This is a genomic window from Serratia sp. JKS296 (genome assembly GCF_900215445.1).
GTDB classification, from domain to species: Bacteria; Pseudomonadota; Gammaproteobacteria; order Enterobacterales; family Enterobacteriaceae; genus Serratia; species Serratia marcescens.
Genome location: NZ_OCMX01000001.1, coordinates 63,115 through 79,318 on the forward strand (window position 1 = coordinate 63,115; position 16,204 = coordinate 79,318).

Annotated in this window: 16 protein-coding genes; 8 read left to right on the forward strand and 8 right to left on the reverse strand. The window is 58.6% G+C overall.

Annotated elements, in window-relative coordinates; all coding sequences use genetic code 11:
• The first annotated feature begins 97 nt into the window (after positions 1-97).
• Both CRO23_RS00340 and CRO23_RS00345 read left to right on the forward strand, forming a co-directional pair.
• Positions 98-1,054, forward strand: coding sequence for a polysaccharide deacetylase family protein (locus CRO23_RS00340; RefSeq protein WP_016929690.1), 957 nt, complete (start codon positions 98-100; stop codon positions 1,052-1,054).
• A 6-nt stretch (positions 1,055-1,060) separates the two neighbouring features.
• Positions 1,061-2,155 (forward strand): glycosyltransferase family 9 protein, encoded by a 1,095-nt coding sequence (locus CRO23_RS00345; protein ID WP_016929691.1) that lies wholly within the window; start codon positions 1,061-1,063, stop codon positions 2,153-2,155.
• A 44-nt stretch (positions 2,156-2,199) separates the two neighbouring features.
• On the opposite strand, the gene CRO23_RS00350 is transcribed toward CRO23_RS00345, so the two are convergent.
• The 5 genes from CRO23_RS00350 to rfaD are packed head-to-tail and all read right to left on the reverse strand — an operon-like array spanning position 2,200 to position 7,227.
• Entirely contained in the window at positions 2,200-3,369 is a 1,170-nt protein-coding gene (locus CRO23_RS00350; protein ID WP_028128082.1) for an O-antigen ligase family protein, read from the reverse strand.
• Complete coding sequence (locus tag CRO23_RS00355; RefSeq protein WP_028128083.1) at positions 3,353-4,255, reverse strand: sugar glycosyltransferase; 903 nt, start codon at positions 4,253-4,255, stop codon at positions 3,353-3,355. Before CRO23_RS00355 ends, CRO23_RS00350 begins: the two co-directional genes overlap by 17 nt.
• A complete protein-coding gene (gene rfaC / locus CRO23_RS00360; protein WP_016929694.1) occupies positions 4,255-5,226 on the reverse strand; it encodes a lipopolysaccharide heptosyltransferase RfaC in 972 nt (323 codons plus the stop codon). Before rfaC ends, CRO23_RS00355 begins: the two co-directional genes overlap by 1 nt.
• Positions 5,227-5,228: 2 nt before the next feature.
• On the reverse strand, positions 5,229-6,275 hold the full coding sequence (rfaF, locus tag CRO23_RS00365) for an ADP-heptose--LPS heptosyltransferase RfaF (protein ID WP_097101188.1): 1,047 nt from the start codon (positions 6,273-6,275) through the stop codon (positions 5,229-5,231).
• A gap of 22 nt (positions 6,276-6,297) precedes the next feature.
• Positions 6,298-7,227 (reverse strand): ADP-glyceromanno-heptose 6-epimerase, encoded by a 930-nt coding sequence (rfaD, locus tag CRO23_RS00370; RefSeq protein ID WP_016929696.1) that lies wholly within the window; start codon positions 7,225-7,227, stop codon positions 6,298-6,300.
• A gap of 240 nt (positions 7,228-7,467) precedes the next feature.
• Between rfaD and kbl the strand changes: the two genes are divergently transcribed.
• On the forward strand, positions 7,468-8,664 hold the full coding sequence (gene kbl, locus CRO23_RS00375; protein ID WP_004931154.1) for a glycine C-acetyltransferase: 1,197 nt from the start codon (positions 7,468-7,470) through the stop codon (positions 8,662-8,664).
• A gap of 9 nt (positions 8,665-8,673) precedes the next feature.
• The gene (tdh, locus tag CRO23_RS00380) at positions 8,674-9,699 is read left to right on the forward strand and encodes an L-threonine 3-dehydrogenase (protein WP_016929697.1); all 1,026 of its coding nucleotides are present in this window, start codon (positions 8,674-8,676) and stop codon (positions 9,697-9,699) included.
• A gap of 40 nt (positions 9,700-9,739) precedes the next feature.
• Here the strand turns inward: tdh and CRO23_RS00385 are convergent, their stop codons facing one another.
• The 3 genes from CRO23_RS00385 to gpmM are packed head-to-tail and all read right to left on the reverse strand — an operon-like array spanning position 9,740 to position 13,584.
• Complete coding sequence (locus CRO23_RS00385) at positions 9,740-10,693, reverse strand: divergent polysaccharide deacetylase family protein (protein WP_016929698.1); 954 nt, start codon at positions 10,691-10,693, stop codon at positions 9,740-9,742.
• Positions 10,694-10,695: 2 nt separating this feature from the next.
• Positions 10,696-12,030 (reverse strand): murein hydrolase activator EnvC, encoded by a 1,335-nt coding sequence (gene envC / locus CRO23_RS00390; protein WP_028128084.1) that lies wholly within the window; start codon positions 12,028-12,030, stop codon positions 10,696-10,698.
• Positions 12,031-12,039: 9 nt separating this feature from the next.
• Positions 12,040-13,584: a 2,3-bisphosphoglycerate-independent phosphoglycerate mutase gene (gpmM, locus tag CRO23_RS00395; protein ID WP_097101189.1), complete on the reverse strand. Its 1,545-nt coding sequence runs from the start codon at positions 13,582-13,584 to the stop codon at positions 12,040-12,042.
• Positions 13,585-13,881: 297 nt separating this feature from the next.
• Between gpmM and CRO23_RS00400 the strand changes: the two genes are divergently transcribed.
• The 4 genes from CRO23_RS00400 to gpsA are packed head-to-tail and all read left to right on the forward strand — an operon-like array spanning position 13,882 to position 16,140.
• Positions 13,882-14,316: a rhodanese-like domain-containing protein gene (locus tag CRO23_RS00400; RefSeq protein ID WP_016929700.1), complete on the forward strand. Its 435-nt coding sequence runs from the start codon at positions 13,882-13,884 to the stop codon at positions 14,314-14,316.
• Positions 14,317-14,344: 28 nt separating this feature from the next.
• Positions 14,345-14,593 carry a glutaredoxin 3 gene (grxC, locus tag CRO23_RS00405; protein WP_097101191.1) on the forward strand — a complete coding sequence of 83 codons (249 nt, stop codon included), beginning with the start codon at positions 14,345-14,347 and terminating at the stop codon, positions 14,591-14,593.
• A gap of 57 nt (positions 14,594-14,650) precedes the next feature.
• Entirely contained in the window at positions 14,651-15,121 is a 471-nt protein-coding gene (secB, locus tag CRO23_RS00410) for a protein-export chaperone SecB (RefSeq protein ID WP_004931139.1), read from the forward strand.
• Positions 15,121-16,140 (forward strand): NAD(P)H-dependent glycerol-3-phosphate dehydrogenase, encoded by a 1,020-nt coding sequence (gpsA, locus tag CRO23_RS00415; RefSeq protein ID WP_016929701.1) that lies wholly within the window; start codon positions 15,121-15,123, stop codon positions 16,138-16,140. The genes secB and gpsA overlap by 1 nt, the downstream gene beginning before the upstream one ends.
• The last annotated feature ends 64 nt before the right edge of the window (positions 16,141-16,204 follow it).

The following is a 16,204-nucleotide window of genomic DNA, read 5'->3' on the forward strand; positions in this document are numbered from 1 at the left end:
CGCTTCAACGTTGTCCAAACCAGGCAGCAAAGTCGTTTGCCCTGGCGAAACGGCCTGCGTAACATAGTGCATTCTGTTGATATCAGGTTCGATATTCATGACTAAACCGGCGTTTCTCATCACCATTGATACCGAAGGCGATAATCTGTGGCAAAACCACGATCGCATCGCGACCGAAAACACGCGTTTCTTGCCGCGCTTTCAGGCATTGTGCGAAAAATACGCCTTCAAACCGGTTTATCTCACCAACTATGAAATGGCGGTGGATCCGGCTTATGTCGAGTTCGCGCGCGACGTGATCGCTCGTGGCACGGGTGAAGTGGGCATGCACCTGCATGCCTGGAACAGCCCGCCGCTAGCGCCGCTCACCGACGACGACTGGCGCCACAAGCCTTATTTGATCGAGTATCCCGCCGATCAGATCCGCGCCAAGGTCGATCACATGACCAAGCTGCTGGAAGACGCCTTCCAGACCAAAATGCTCAGTCATCGCGCCGGCCGTTGGGCGTTCAACGAATATTATGCCTCGCTGCTGCTGGAATACGGCTATCAGGTGGACTGTTCGGTGACGCCGCGGGTCAACTGGCAGTTTTCGCCGGGCAATCCGCAGGGCGACGGCGGCACAGATTACAGCCGGTTCCCGTCGCAGGCCTATTTCATCGATCCGCAGAACATCGCCAAACCGGGCGCTTCGTCGCTGCTGGAAGTGCCGATGAGTATCCAGTACAAGCATTCGGCGCTGATGAATGCCTTCAAGCAGGGCTATGACCGGCTGCGCGGCAAGCGGCGTTCGCCGTCCGTCAACTGGCTGCGGCCGAGTGGCGGCAATGTGGCCAAGATGATAAGCGTGGCTGAGGCATCGCTGGCGCAGGGGCATGACTACGTTGAATTCATGCTGCACTCCTCCGAATTTATGCCGGGCGGCAGCCCGACGTTCAAAACCGAGCAGGATATCGAAGGGCTGTACCGCGATCTGGAGCAGCTGTTTGACTGGCTGCAGCAGCGCACGGTGGGCATGACGCTGGCCGAGTATTATCAACTTAAAGCGAATTAAACCAATATGTCGAAACAATGGAAAGTCAAGCTGGCTAACGCTTGTCTCCGGTTTTATACGAAGTTTGGCGGTAACTACAAAGATAAGCGCTCGTTTGATAGAAATCGCGATTTTGAGCGCATTGCTATTTTTTCGACAACCGCGTTGGGCGATTTGATGTTCAATACCCCGGCGATCCGTGCGATCCGTGAACGTTATCCCCGCGCTAAACTCACGTTGGTATCCAGCTACAAGAATGGCGGTTTAGTCGGAACCAGTAGCTATTTTTCCGACGTCATTTATTGGGATCACAAAGCCAAGGATATGCTCGGTGTCATCCGTCGATTGAAAAAGAATCGCCCGCAGTTGGCGGTGATACTGCATTCGAAAGCGCCCTATGATGTTATCACGGCGATCTGTTCCGGCTGCGAGTACTTATTTAAAGATGTCTATAAAAACGATTTGAGCGGTATGGAGCAGTGGTTGACCGGCATCAGCATTCGCGATCGAGGCCACCTGATTCAACGCAAGCTGGATCTGGTTAGCCAATTGGGATGCGATGCGCAGAATCGGGAAATGTTTATTCCGGTGGATTTTCCTCAACAGCCGAAACCATTGGGCAAGGTGGTGATTGGTTTTCAAATGGGGGCTTCTGAGCCCTTGCGTTGTTGGCCGGTTAGCCACTTTATCGGCCTGGCGAAAATGTTGCTGGCGCATTCGACGGAGTATCAAATTACCTTGATCGGTGCACCAAAAGAGCAAGTGATAGAGCGTGAATTTATGGCGGGTTTAACGGCGGAAGAACAGAGTCGGGTGGCCAGTTATATTGGCAAAACGACGTTGCCGCAATTGTTGGGGGTGATGGACAATATGGATGTGCTGGTTACCGGTGATACCGGGCCATTGCATTTGGCCATTGCGCTGAAAACCAAAACTGTCAGCCTGTTCGTGACCGCCGATCCGAAACAAACGGGTCCTTATCAGAACCCTGAGCTGCATCAGGTCATGCACGTACCAACGGAGACGCAGCAACTGAGCGATATACAGCGCCGGCAACCTTTAAGCATTATCACCAGTCAGAAGGTAATGGAGAAGGTCATGTTGAGTCTCGGTGCCGCATAAGATTGCTGAAAATCCGGGGCGGCCTATAGAACCGCCCCGGGCAGTTAACCGGCGTTGGCTTTCACTCTGGTCGTCATGATCACCGCCAACGGGAACCAGAATAAGTACCAGGATTCAGACGGATTACCTACCACGAACATCCCCTGCGATGTGTAAAACAGCAGAATAAAGATAAACAGCGCGGCTTCCAGACGCATGCCGTCGCGCAGGCGCCGCAGGGCCAGCAAGCCGCTATAGCTCAATACCGCCATGAACAGTGCCAGACCCACGATACCGCCTTTCAGTAACGCCCCCCAATAGAGACTGTGGGTGGTGCGTATATACTCACCGGAATAATTGGTGAAAGACAGCTCATAGTTGAATCCATAACCAAAGTAAGGACTTTGGCCGACCAGCTCGAAAATATGGTGCCAGATGCTCAGGCGAAGGGAGCTTTGGGTATACATTTCTTCGAAACGGGTCAGCAGCAATTGCCCTATTTCTGAAGATAAAATAACTGCACTAACCGCGACCAGCGCGATGAGAAAATAAGCGGCGTGCTTCAGTTTTAAGTGCCTATAGGATTGCGTGACCAGCAAGGCAATAAGCAGGGAAATCATCGGTCCGCGACTTTGGGTCAGCAGCATGGTGCCGAGCAGAATGGGTATGACGGCCAGAATAACCAGGCGCCGCTTCTCGCGAAATACGATCAGGCTGAGGAAGATGCCGATCCCTGCCATTCCCGCTAAATCAATGACGTTTCCGGGACCCGGATTGCTTTTCGAGACCTGCCGGCTGACTAGAATTTCTTGGTGATCAAAAACGAGCGAATACAGGCACAGGAGAGTGAGCCCCAGCGTGATGACGGTAAACAGCAAATCGCGTTTTGCGCCGTTAAGCACGCTGATCAGCATGGACAGATAAAGCAGCAGGTAAACGCTGTGCGTCAGGGTTGATTCGATATTGGCCGGATCGTTAGACCAAAGATTGCTGAAAGCGAAGTAGCATAACATCGCTGCAATCAGACCCAGCCCGCGGCGGACTTCATGATTCAGCGAAAAGGTTAGCCGAAGATCTGCATTGCGATACAGCGCGATCGTGAAAAAAATTGCGGCAAGGTGAAACAGATTATTCACTTTTGTATAGCCACAAAAAATAGCGCTGAAAAAAGAAAACAGAAACAGGAACACGACATAAAGTTGCCGTGGCTGAAAAGCGTTATTTGAAAATTTCATCGGGATTGATCTTGTCGAAAATGTCATTGCTGACTGCGCTGGCGACAGAAAGGTTCTTTACCATGATGTTCTTGGCTTTCATCATTTTGCTGGCATGGCTCAGCGACGGCATGATCAGACTGGTGATCTTGTCCTCCAACTCGGTTGGCAGCTTATTTTCCGCTGCTTCATAAAAACGGGGTTGGTGAAAGTTGTTCATATCCAACCCAATGATATACACCTGTTCGAAACCCAAGAACGTTAGAATTTGCAGCGCCCAGTAGGCGACAGTGCCAGCATCGAAGACGCCGTGGCGAATGTCGTGGCTAAAAGCGATATCCTGTCTGTCGGCGGCAAACGTGACGTTATTGTTATCGTGATAGGCCGCCCACAGTTCTTTGTTGACTATTCTGGCTTGGTAGATTTTAAAGGCGGCATCTTCAATCACTGCCAAACGGCACTTCACTTTCTCCAGGCTGAATCTGTCGATGATTTTAGCCACGCCGTGCACCGTCGTGAAAAGCGTCAGGCGAGAGTCGGTGATGATATCGCCGATTATTTCCGCCTTTTTATCGATAAAACCCATATCAACAATGACATAGAATCTAAAATCTACCTGATCATGCAGATAATAGGCGCCGTTAACGCCCATGGCAGGCATGGCCGGGAATTTTTCCAGGTGGAGATTCTTCACCGAGGGGCCGGTGGCAGTCAGCAATATATCGCCAGAGAAACGCGCTTTCAGATCGGCCAATTGCACGAGCGGCACGCGCTGCCGACGGTAATTCAACTCGACGATCTCTCCGCTGGCGGCACGTTTTATCTTGACGTAAGGCCAGAGGTTTTCGTTATGCCTATAAGGGCGCGCATGCGTATAACGATATATTTGCTTGAAGAATGTTCCCATTATACCGGCACCCTGTCGTGAATCAGCGTCATCACCTTCTGAGCGGAAATGTCTGCCATGCTGTTGCTCTGCTCTGGCCGACAGGCGTATTGATTTTGCCCGTAGCCGCCGATCAGACCGGGATCGGTCGGCCCGAACAGCGTGATGTTCGGTTTGTCGAGCGCAGCGGTCAAATGGCTGAGCCCGGTGTCGACCGAGACCACGCCCCTGGCGCCGGCCAGCACCTCGGCCACCTGCTGCAGGCTGAGCTTCGGCAGCACTTCGACATGTGAAAAACCTTCCGCCAAGCGCAGCGCGCGCTGATGTTCATGCTCTGCTCCCCACGGCAGTTTGATCTTCAGCCCGCTGTCCGCCGTCAGTGAGATCAGCTCACGCCAGTTTTGCTCCGGCCAATGCTTATCGTCACGGGTTGTCGCGTGCAAAAACACCAAATACTGCCCGGCATCGGCCGGCGGGCGGCTGAGAAAGCGTGCGGCGATGGCGTAATCGCCGTAGCTGCCTGGCTTGTCGTAGCCAAGGCTTTTGGCGAACAGTTCGCGCGTGCGCTCCACCGCGTGCTGCTGCTTGTCTATCTCATGGCGCACATTGTAGAACCAGCTGGCGAACGGTTCGCGCGCGCTCTTGCAGTCCGGGCCATGTTTGTTGCCTTTGGCGATGCGCGTGATTAGCGCGGCGCTTTTGATCAGGCCCTGCGCGTCGATCACCACGTCGTAACGGCGTTCTTGCAGCGCGCGTTTGAAGTCGCAGCGCTGTTGCCGAGTGTCGTTGCCGAACCAATTTTTTCGCCAGCGGCGAATGGCCACCGGGATCACGCGATCTACCGCCGGGTGCCAGGTGGGGATTTGGCTGAAGCCTTCTTCCACCACCCAGTCGAAGCGGATATCGGGAATGGCCTGCAGCGCGTCGGTCAGGGCGGGCAGTGTATGCAGCACGTCCCCCATCGAGGAGGTTTTTACAATTAACACCTGCATGATTATTCCTCGCTGGCGACAAGTAACGGCGTCAGCGCGTCCAACACTTGCTGCGGCTGAATATCGATCAAACTTTGGTGGTATCCCTGCTCGGCATCGCCCTTACGCACCTTGTGGTAGCCGCTGATCAGACGAATGACCCGCGCCTTGTCGGAAAGCGGCGGCGTGAAGTCGGGGCTGCTTGGGCCGTACAAGGCTATCAGCGGTTTGTTCAACGCTGCGGCAACGTGCATTAAACCGGAGTCGTTGCTGACCACCGCCCGGCAGGCTGCGATAAGGATAACTGCTTGCTCCAGCTGGGTTTTTCCGGCCAGGTTAAGGCAGAAATCGCGGGCGTCTTCCTGCAGCGCGGCGCGGATCTGTTCGCCGGCCTCATGGTCTTTCGCCGAACCGAACAGCGCGATTTGATAGCCGCTCTCGATCAGCCGTTGTGCCAGCGCCGCGTAGTGATAGTGCGGCCAGCGCTTGGCGGGACCGAATTCTGCGCCCGGGCAGAAGCCGACGATCGGGCGGCTGTCGGTCAGGTTGAAGGCCGCGGTGGTGTCGGCGATCTCTTCGTCGCTCACCTGCAGCCGCGGCCACAGCAGCGGCTGCGGCAGATCGTCGGCGCGCTGAATGCGCCCTTTGTCATAGGCCAGCGCCACATAGCGTTGCACCATCAGCGGGAAGGCGGCCTTGTCGAGCACGCGGACATCGTTCAGCAGGCCGTAACGCATTTCGCCCCGCCAACCGGTGCGCTGCGGGATATCGGCGAAGAAGGGCACCAGCGCGGATTTGAACGAGTTGGGCAGAACGTAAGCGCGATCGTAACGGTTGGCGCGCAGAGCGCGCCCCAGGCGGCGGCGCTCGCCGAACCCCAGCGCGCCGTGGCCCAGCGGCATCGCCAGCGCCTGATTGACTTCCGGCATGCGCGCCAGCAACGGGCGGCACCAGGCCGGTGCCATCACATCGATCTCCGCCGACGGGTATTCGGCCTTCAGGGTGCGATAGAGACTTTGCGACATCATCATGTCGCCAACCCAAGAAGGGCCGATAACCAGTATTTTCATACCCAGCGTTAATTCCTTCAGCTTATGCGGTGCGGTTCAACCAGGCCATGTACTCTTTCACGCCTTCGGCGACCGTTTTGAACGGTGCGTCGTAGCCGGCGGCGCGCAGCTTGGTCAGATCGGCCTGGGTGTACGCCTGATAGCGGCCTTTCAGCTTCTCCGGGAACTCGATGTATTCCACAGCGCCTTTCTGGTGGAAGTCCACCACCGCGTCGGCTACCGCCTGGAAGGTTTCCGCTCGGCCGGTGCCGCAGTTGAAGATGCCGGATTTGCCGGTTTCCCAGAACCACAGGTTAACCGCCGCCACGTCGCCGACGTAGATGAAGTCACGCTTGAAGTTTTCGCTGCCGGCGAACAGTTTCGGGTTTTCGCCGCGGTTGATCTGGGTATTCAGGTGGAAGGCGACGCTGGCCATGCTGCCTTTGTGGCCTTCGCGCGGGCCATAAACGTTGAAGTAGCGGAAGCCGCAGATCTGCGAGTCCGCTTCCGGCAGGATCTCGCGCACGTACTGATCGAACAGGAATTTGGAGTAGCCGTACACGTTGAGCGGCGCTTCATACTCACGCTCTTCGATGAACTCTTCGCGGCCGCCGTAAGTGGCGGCGGAGGAGGCATACAAGAACGGGATTTCGCGATCCAGGCAGTAATGCAGCAGGTCTTTGGAGTACTGATAGTTATTGTCCATCATGTACTTGCCGTCCCACTCGGTGGTCGCGGAGCAGGCGCCTTCGTGGAACACCGCTTCGATATCGCCCAGATCGTCGCCGGCCACGATGCTGGCGATAAAGTCTTCTTTATCGATATAGTCGGCGATGTCCAGATCGACCAGGTTGACGAACTTGGTGCCGTCTTTCAGGTTATCCACCACCAGGATATCGCGATATCCCTTGTCGTTCAGTGCCTTAATGATGTTGCTGCCGATCATGCCGGCGCCGCCTGTGACGATAATCATTGGGTTACCCCTGCTAAGCTGCCTGGCGGGGCACAATGCCCCACGCTCAATGGCGGTTATAATAGCATTTCATGCCGCGGCAAACAGCGGAAGGGCTCCGAATATCCCGCATTGCCATTGAAGTCCGCCGTTTGCCGTGATATCTGCTGCAATTTTAATATTCTCTCCCGCGCATTCTCGTCAGTTTGGTTACAAATCAGTAAAATATGCCGCAAATAGCCCAATCCTGGAGATAACCGAATGTCAGCGTCTTTTTATCAGCAGTTGGAACAACAGCTTGCCGCCACGCGCAGTGAAGGGCTGTTCAAGGAAGAACGCATCATCACCTCCGCGCAACAGGCGGATATCGCCGTCGCCGACGGCAGCCATGTGATCAACTTCTGCGCCAATAACTACCTGGGCCTGGCCAACCACCCGGCGCTGATCGCCGCCGCCAAGTCTGGCATGGACAGCCACGGTTTCGGCATGGCGTCGGTGCGCTTCATCTGCGGCACCCAGGACAGCCACAAGCAGCTGGAACAGAAACTGGCGGCCTTTTTAGGCATGGAAGACGCGATCCTGTACTCCTCTTGCTTCGACGCCAACGGCGGGCTGTTCGAAACCCTGCTCGGCCCGGAAGACGCCATTATCTCCGATGCGCTGAACCACGCGTCGATCATCGACGGCGTGCGCCTGTGCAAGGCCAAGCGCTATCGCTATGCCAATAACGACATGACCGAGCTGGCCGCGCAGCTGAAGCAGGCCAAAGCCGACGGCGCGCGTCACATCCTGATCGCCACCGACGGCGTCTTCTCGATGGACGGCGTGATCGCCAACCTGAAAGGGGTTTGCGATCTGGCGGACGAATACCAGGCGCTGGTGATGGTGGATGACTCTCACGCGGTGGGCTTTGTCGGCGCCAACGGGCGCGGCACCCATGAATACTGCGAAGTGATGGGCCGCGTCGATATCATCACCGGTACGTTAGGCAAAGCGCTGGGCGGCGCGTCCGGCGGCTACACCGCCGCCAAGAAAGAAGTGGTGGAGTGGCTGCGCCAGCGTTCGCGCCCGTACCTGTTCTCCAACTCGCTGGCGCCGGCGATCGTCGCCGCGTCGATCAAAGTGCTGGAACTGCTGGAAGAGGGCGATGCCCTGCGCGATCGCCTGTGGGCCAACGCGCGTCTGTTCCGCGAAAAAATGACCGCCGCCGGCTTCACGTTGGCCGGCGCCGATCACGCCATCATCCCGGTGATGCTGGGTGAGGCGAAGCTGGCGCAGGAATTCGCCAATGCGTTGCTCAAGGAAGGCATCTATGTGACCGGTTTCTTCTATCCGGTGGTGCCGAAAGGCCAGGCGCGCATCCGTACCCAGATGTCCGCCGACCACACCCCGGAGCAAATCGAACGCGCAGTGGCGGCGTTTACACGTATCGGTAAGGATCTTGGCGTTATTGCATAAGGTAAAACCATGAAAGCACTGTCAAAACTGAAAGCGGAAGAAGGGATTTGGATGACCGACGTGCCTCAGCCGGAGCTGGGCCACAACGACATCATGATCAAAATCCGCAAAACCGCGATCTGCGGCACCGATGTGCATATCTACAACTGGGACGAGTGGTCGCAAAAAACCATTCCGGTTCCGATGGTGGTCGGCCATGAATATGTGGGCGAAGTGGTGGCGATCGGTCAGGAAGTCAAAGGCTTCAGCATCGGCGATCGCGTGTCCGGCGAAGGCCACATCACCTGCGGGCACTGCCGCAACTGCCGCGGCGGCCGCACGCACCTGTGCCGCAACACCGTCGGCGTGGGCGTGAACCGTCCGGGCAGCTTCGCGGAATACCTGGTGATCCCGGCGTTCAACGCCTTCAAGATCCCGGATAACATCTCCGACGAGCTGGCTTCGATCTTCGATCCGTTCGGTAACGCGGTGCACACCGCACTGTCGTTCGATCTGGTCGGGGAAGACGTGCTGGTGTCCGGCGCCGGCCCGATCGGCATCATGGCGGCGGCGGTGTGCAAACACGTCGGCGCTCGCCATGTGGTGATCACCGATGTTAACGAATACCGCCTGGAACTGGCGCGCAAGATGGGTGTGACCCGTGCGGTGAACGTCAGCAAGGAAAACCTCAGCGACGTGATGGCTGAGCTGGGCATGACCGAAGGGTTCGACGTCGGTTTGGAAATGTCCGGCGCGCCGCCGGCGTTCCGCACGCTGCTTAATGCGATGAATCACGGCGGGCGTATCGCCATGCTGGGCATTCCGCCTTCGGATATGTCGATCGACTGGAATCAGGTCATCTTCAAGGGGCTATTTATCAAAGGGATTTACGGCCGTGAAATGTTCGAAACCTGGTACAAGATGGCGGCGCTGATCCAGTCCGGTCTGGATTTGACCCCGATCATCACCCACCGTTTCTCGATCGACGAGTTCCAGCAGGGCTTCGACGCCATGCGCTCCGGCAAGTCGGGCAAAGTGGTGCTGAGCTGGGATTAATCTCGGCAAATGTGAAAAGGGCCGGAATTCCGGCCCTTTTTTATGCTTGCGGTTTGGCTTGCGTCCAGTGTTGCCAATGACGCTTGATGAAGTTCACCGGCGGCGAGGTGGCAATGCTGTCGGCGATAACGCCCAGCGCGGTGCCGGCGTTGGTTTTTTCCTTCGGCGGTTTGACCTTGCACTGCTTGATGCCGCCGCTGAACGGATTCTTCGGCTGCGGTTTTTGCGGTTTGACCGGCGGCGGGACGTAGCTGCCACCGCCGTTGCCCTGCGGTTCGTTCAGCAGCGCGCTCGGTTTGACCAGCACGATATCGGCGGGCAGCGACGGCAGCATCTGCTGCAGCACCTTCACCGTCGCCGGGCGCGGGTGGCCGATGGCGATGGCGGATCCGTTGCGCCGCGCCAATTCGACCGCGCGGTTGAACTGGCGGCGGATGTCGGCTTCGTTCGCGGTATCGTCGAGGAACACCCTGCGTTTGATCACCTTCACGCCGGTGCCGGCCGCGGCGCGGGTCGCCTGGCTGCTGCCGATGGTCATGCTGTCGAGGAAGTACAGGCGGTAGCTTTCGAGCGCCTGCATCACTTTCTGCATGCCCGGCAGGCTGGAGGTCATGGCGCTGCCCATGTGGTTATTCATGCCGACCGCGTAGGGCACGTTGTTCACTGCGTTGCGGATGATGCGCTGGATCTCGTCGCTGCTCATGGCAGGCTGCAGGGTATCGCGCTCCAGCGGCTGCTTGCTGAGCGGCGCCATCGGCATGTGGATCAAGACTTCGCGGCCCTGGCTGTGGGCGCGGGTGGCCATCAGGCGGGCATGCGGCGCGTTGGGCAAGACTGCGACCGAGATCGCCGTCGGCATTTGCAGCACCGCATTTTCTTCGTGAGGGCGGTAGCCCACGTCATCGATGACGATGGAGAGTTTTCCTGCCTGCGCAGCGTAAACCTGCAGCAGACAGCCGATTAACAAAGCTGTACGGGTTTTGACATAACGCAAATCTATCTTCCCAACCACGGCAGTGGGTTAACCGCCTGTCCCTGACGACGGATTTCGAAATAGAGCGACGGCGTTCCCTGGCCGCCGCTGGTGCCGACCAGCGCGATCGGCTGGCCGGCGCGCACCTGCGCCCCGACGTTGACCAACGCGCTTTGGTTGTAGCCGTACACGCTCATGTCGCCTTTACCGTGTTCGACCACCACCATCAGGCCATAGCCTTGCAGCCAGTCGGCCAGCAGCACGCGGCCATCGGCGACGGCTTTCACTTCGCTGCCTTCGCGGGCTTCGATCACCATGCCTTTCCAGCGTAGCTCGCCCTGCTGCTGCTCGCCAAAGCCGTGCAGCGTGCGGCCGCGCACCGGCCACATCAGCTGGCCGGCCGGACGGCCGAGGCCGCCGGTTCGCGCCATCAGCGAGCGATCGGCTTCGCTAGGTTTGTAGGTGGTGCCGGTTTTCTTCGCCTGCTGTTCCTTGATGCGCACCTGTTCGCGCACTTTGGCCGCTTCACGCGCTTCGCGTTCGGCGCGCGCACGGGCTTCGCGCTCCGCCCGAGCGATCTTGTCGCGCATGCGGGCTTCGTTTTGGCGCAGTTCCACCAGGCGTTGTTGGTCTTTTTCCAGCGAAGCTTCCAGCGCGGTCAGCGTTTTCTTGCGGGCGCCGCGCGCCTGCTCCAGCTTCTGCTGCTGTGTCTGTTGTTCGCTCAGTAAGGATTTTTGCTGGCCCTGTTTAGCCACCAGCGTGGTTTTTTGCTTCGCCAGCTCGGCGCGGGTCTGTTTCAACTCTTCGATGGTTTTCTGGCGCGCTTCATTCAGATAGCCGAAATAGGCCAGAATACGTTCGCTGCGCTGGCTTTCTTCACCGCTGAGGATCAGCTGAACGGCGCTGTGCTGCCCTTGCCGGAAGGCGGCGTCGAGCTGTTTGGCGAGGAGGTTTTGCTGGGTCGATTGCTGCTTTTGCAGTTTGGCTATCGAGGCGTTCAGGCCGGAAATGTCCTTGCCCAACTGGGTGAGCGTGCCCTGGGTGTCGCGCAACTGGCGGCTGGCCTGGGCGATGGTTTTTTCCTGTTGACGCAGCTGATCCTGCAGCGAGCTGCGTTGCTGCTGCTGCTGCTTCACCGCTTTTTCTTTCTCGGCGATGCTCTGCTGGATGTCTTTCAACTGGGATTTATTGTCTTCCGCCGCCTGGCCGGCGAGCGGCAACAGCAAGACGCCAGCGCAAAATACGCTGGCGCACATGGCGGTGAACGTCCTTGGCGCGGTGCGTTCAGGCAGCGGCCGGCTGCCTGCGTTTGCGCTTCGGGTTACCCTTGATAGTGCAAAAAACGCCTTCTCCCTCATGGAGAAGGATTATTCCACGATGAACAGCGGCTTACCAGTCATCTCTTGCGGGATTTCCATTCCCATCAGCGTTAACAGGGTTGGCGCGATGTCCGAAAGCTTGCCGCCTTCGACCGCGCGCGCCGGTTTGCCGACGTAAATCAGCGGCACCGGCAGGCTGGTGTGGGCGGTGTGCGCCTGGCCGGTGGCCGGATCGCGCATCTGCTCGGCGTTGCCGTGATCGGCGGTGATCAGCAGCTGACCGTCGACGTCGCGCACCGCGTCAACCACCTGAGCGATGCAGGCGTCCAGCGTTTCCACCGCTTTGACCGCCGCGTCATACACGCCGGTATGCCCCACCATGTCGCCGTTCGGGTAGTTGCAGATGATGGCGTCGTATTTGCCGCTGCGGATGGCGCTCAGCAGCTTGTCGGTCAGTTCGGCGGCGCTCATCTCAGGCTGCAGATCGTAGGTGGCGACCTGCGGCGAGTTGACCAGCACGCGGTCTTCGCCCTTGAACGGCGCTTCCACGCCGCCGTTATAGAAGAAGGTGACGTGGGCGTATTTTTCGGTTTCCGAGATGCGCAGCTGGGTTTTGTCGTGCTTCATCAGCCATTCGCCGAAGGTGTTGGCCAGCGGCGCCGGCGGATAGGCGCAGGCGGTGTCGATGTCGGCGGCGTACTCGGCCAGCATCACGAAATCGCCGAACTGCACCTGTTTGGCGCGCGGGAAACCGTCGAAATCCGCGTTCACGAAGGCGCGGGTGATCTGGCGCGCGCGGTCAGCGCGGAAGTTCATGAAGATCAACGCGTCGCCGTCCTGCATCGCGGCATCGGCCTCGCCGGCGGCGCGGATCACGGTCGGTCTGACGAACTCGTCGTTTTCACCGCGCTGATAAGCGGCCTGCAGGCCGGCGACCGCATCGTCGGCCACGGAGTCGCCTTTGGCCGCGGTCAGCAGGTCATAGGCCAGCTGCACGCGATCCCAACGGTTGTCGCGATCCATGGCGTAGTAGCGCCCAATGAGTGAAGCGATGCGCCCGACGCCCAGCGTGGCGAAGGCCTCGCGGCAGCGCTGCAACGGGGCTTCGGCGCTGCGCGGCGGCGTGTCGCGCCCGTCGAGGAAGGCATGCAGATAAATGGCTTTGGCGCCGCGCTGAGCGGCCAGTTTAATCATGGCCAGGATGTGCTCGTCATGGCTGTGCACGCCGCCCGGCGACAGCAGGCCCATGATATGCACCGCCTTGCCAGCCGCCACGGCCTTATCCACGGCGGCGGTCAGCACCGGGTTGGCGAAGAAGTCGCCGTCGGCGATCGCTTTGTCCAACCGGGTCAGATCCTGGTACACGATGCGCCCGGCGCCCAGATTGACGTGGCCGACTTCGGAGTTGCCCATTTGCCCATCGGGCAGGCCGACATCCAGCCCGGAGGCGGCGATCAGCGTATGCGGCTGCTCCCGCCACAGACGATCCATCACCGGGGTGCCGGCGTTCAGGATCGCGTTGTCCTGCCGCTCTTCACGGTGGCCGTAACCGTCCAGGATCACCAGGACCATCGGTTTTTTGTTGTTCGACATTGCATTGACCTCTTATGAACTTTTTAAGCTGCGAATAGCCATGCGCCCGCCGCAAGCATGGCTATTCGCCCTCGAAAAACCGGCTGATTTTACATCGCCGCCGGCGAGAAATAGCCCAAAGAGATCAAGGTTGCGGCGAATCGCGCGGGCTTTTATGCTCTGACCTCGGGAATTTCTCAGCGCAGCCCGCAGTTTCTACAATCGCGCTTGCTTATTGGCTGTATTTGCCGCACTCGGCAGGTATACTCTGGAACCTTGACTTATTTATCCCTTAACTGACGGGAGTTGTTACACCCCATGCTGCAAGAAATTATGCCATTCGTAAGCAGACACCCGATTCTGAGCCTGGCTTGGATCGCTCTGCTGGTCGCCGTGATCGTCATGACTTTCAAAAGCCGTTTCTCCAAGGTCAAAGAGATCGCCCGCGGTGAAGCTATCCGCCTGATCAACAAAGAAGAAGCCGTGGTGGTCGACACCCGCAGCCGCGACGATTTCCGCCGTGGTCACCTGGCCAGCGCCATTAACCTGACCGCCAGCGAAATCAAAAGCGGCAGCCTGGGCGAGCTGGAAAAACACAAAGCGCAGCCGATCATCGTCGTATGCGCCAACGGCACCGCCTCCCGCGAGCCGGCGGAGAACCTGAGCAAGGCCGGTTTTGAAAAGGTGACGATGCTGAAAGACGGTATCGCCGGCTGGAGCGGAGAAAACCTGCCGCTGGTGCGCGGTAAGTAACCGTTTAACCTATTTGAGGTGGCAATCCATGGCTAACATTGATATCTACACCAAAGCGACCTGTCCGTTCTGCCATCGCGCCAAGGCGCTGTTGAACAGCAAGGGCGCGGCGTTTAACGAGATCGCCATCGACGGCGATAACGCCAAGCGCGAAGTGATGATGGAGCGCAGCGGGCGCACTACCGTGCCGCAGATTTTCATCGACGGCCGGCATATCGGCGGCTGTGATGATTTATATGAACTCGATGCTCGCGGCGGCCTGGATCCGCTGCTTTAAGCAGCTTGCCGGTTCACCGAGTGTCAATAAGGACGTTTAACCAAGGGTATTACTCACATGTCAGAACAAAACAGCACCGAAATGGCTTTCCAGATCCAACGTATCTATACCAAGGATATCTCCTTCGAAGCGCCGAACGCGCCTCAGGTTTTCCAGCAGGAATGGCAGCCGGAAGTTAAACTTGATCTGGATACCGCGTCCAGCCAGCTGGCTGACGAAGTGTATGAAGTGGTACTGCGCGTAACCGTGACGGCGACCCTGGGCGAAGAGACGGCGTTCCTGTGCGAAGTGCAACAGGCGGGCATCTTCTCGGTAGCAGGCATCGAAGGCACGCAGCTGGCGCATTGCCTGGGCGCATACTGCCCGAACATCCTGTTCCCGTATGCGCGCGAGTGCATCACCAGCCTGGTTTCCCGCGGCACCTTCCCGCAGCTGAACCTGGCACCGGTCAACTTTGACGCGCTGTTCATGAACTATCTGCAGCAGCAGGCGGAAGGCGAAGGTGCCGCACCACATCAGGATGCCTGATGAACACCGTCAATGCTTCAATGACTGTTATCGGTGCCGGCTCGTACGGCACCGCATTGGCCATTACGCTGGCGCGTAACGGCCATTCCGTAGTGCTGTGGGGGCACAACCCCGCGCAAATTCAAACGTTGCAGCACGATCGCTGCAATCAGGCGTTTCTGCCCGACGTTCCCTTCCCCGATACCCTGCTGCTTGAAGCCGATTTGGCGCGTGCGCTGGCCGCCAGCCGCGACGTGCTGGTGGTGGTGCCGAGCCACGTGTTCGGCGACGTGCTGCGCCAGCTGAAGCCGCATCTGCGCCCGGACGCCCGCATCGTGTGGGCCACCAAGGGATTGGAAGCGGAAACCGGTCGGTTGCTGCAGGACGTGGCGCGTGAGGCGCTGGGCGAGACGATCCCGCTGGCGGTGCTCTCCGGGCCGACGTTCGCCAAAGAGCTGGCCGCCGGCCTGCCGACGGCGATCGCGCTGGCGGCGACCGATGCGCAGTTCGCCGACGATCTGCAACAGCTGCTGCACTGCGGCAAGAGCTTCCGCGTCTACAGCAATCCCGACTTCATCGGCGTGCAGCTTGGCGGCGCGGTGAAGAACGTGATCGCCATCGGCGCCGGCATGTCCGACGGCATCGGTTTCGGCGCCAACGCCCGTACCGCGTTGATTACACGCGGGCTGGCGGAAATGAGCCGTCTGGGTTCTGCGCTGGGCGCCGATCCTTCGACGTTCATGGGCATGGCGGGGCTGGGGGATCTGGTGCTAACCTGCACGGACAACCAGTCGCGCAACCGTCGCTTCGGCATTATGCTGGGGCAGGGTAAAGGCGTGCAGGAAGCGCAGGACAGTATCGGTCAGGTGGTCGAGGGCTATCGCAATACCAAAGAGGTGTTGGCGTTGGCGCAGCGGCACGGTGTGGAAATGCCGATCACCGAACAGATTTATCAGGTGCTTTACTGCCACAAGGACGCCCGCGAAGCGGCGCTGAGCCTGCTGGGGCGAGCCCGAAAGGACGAAAAACCCAGCGCGTGACATAAAACGATATGTCGGGGCAGCTGAATGCTGACCCCGCAAATGACCTGGGCCGCTTCGCGCT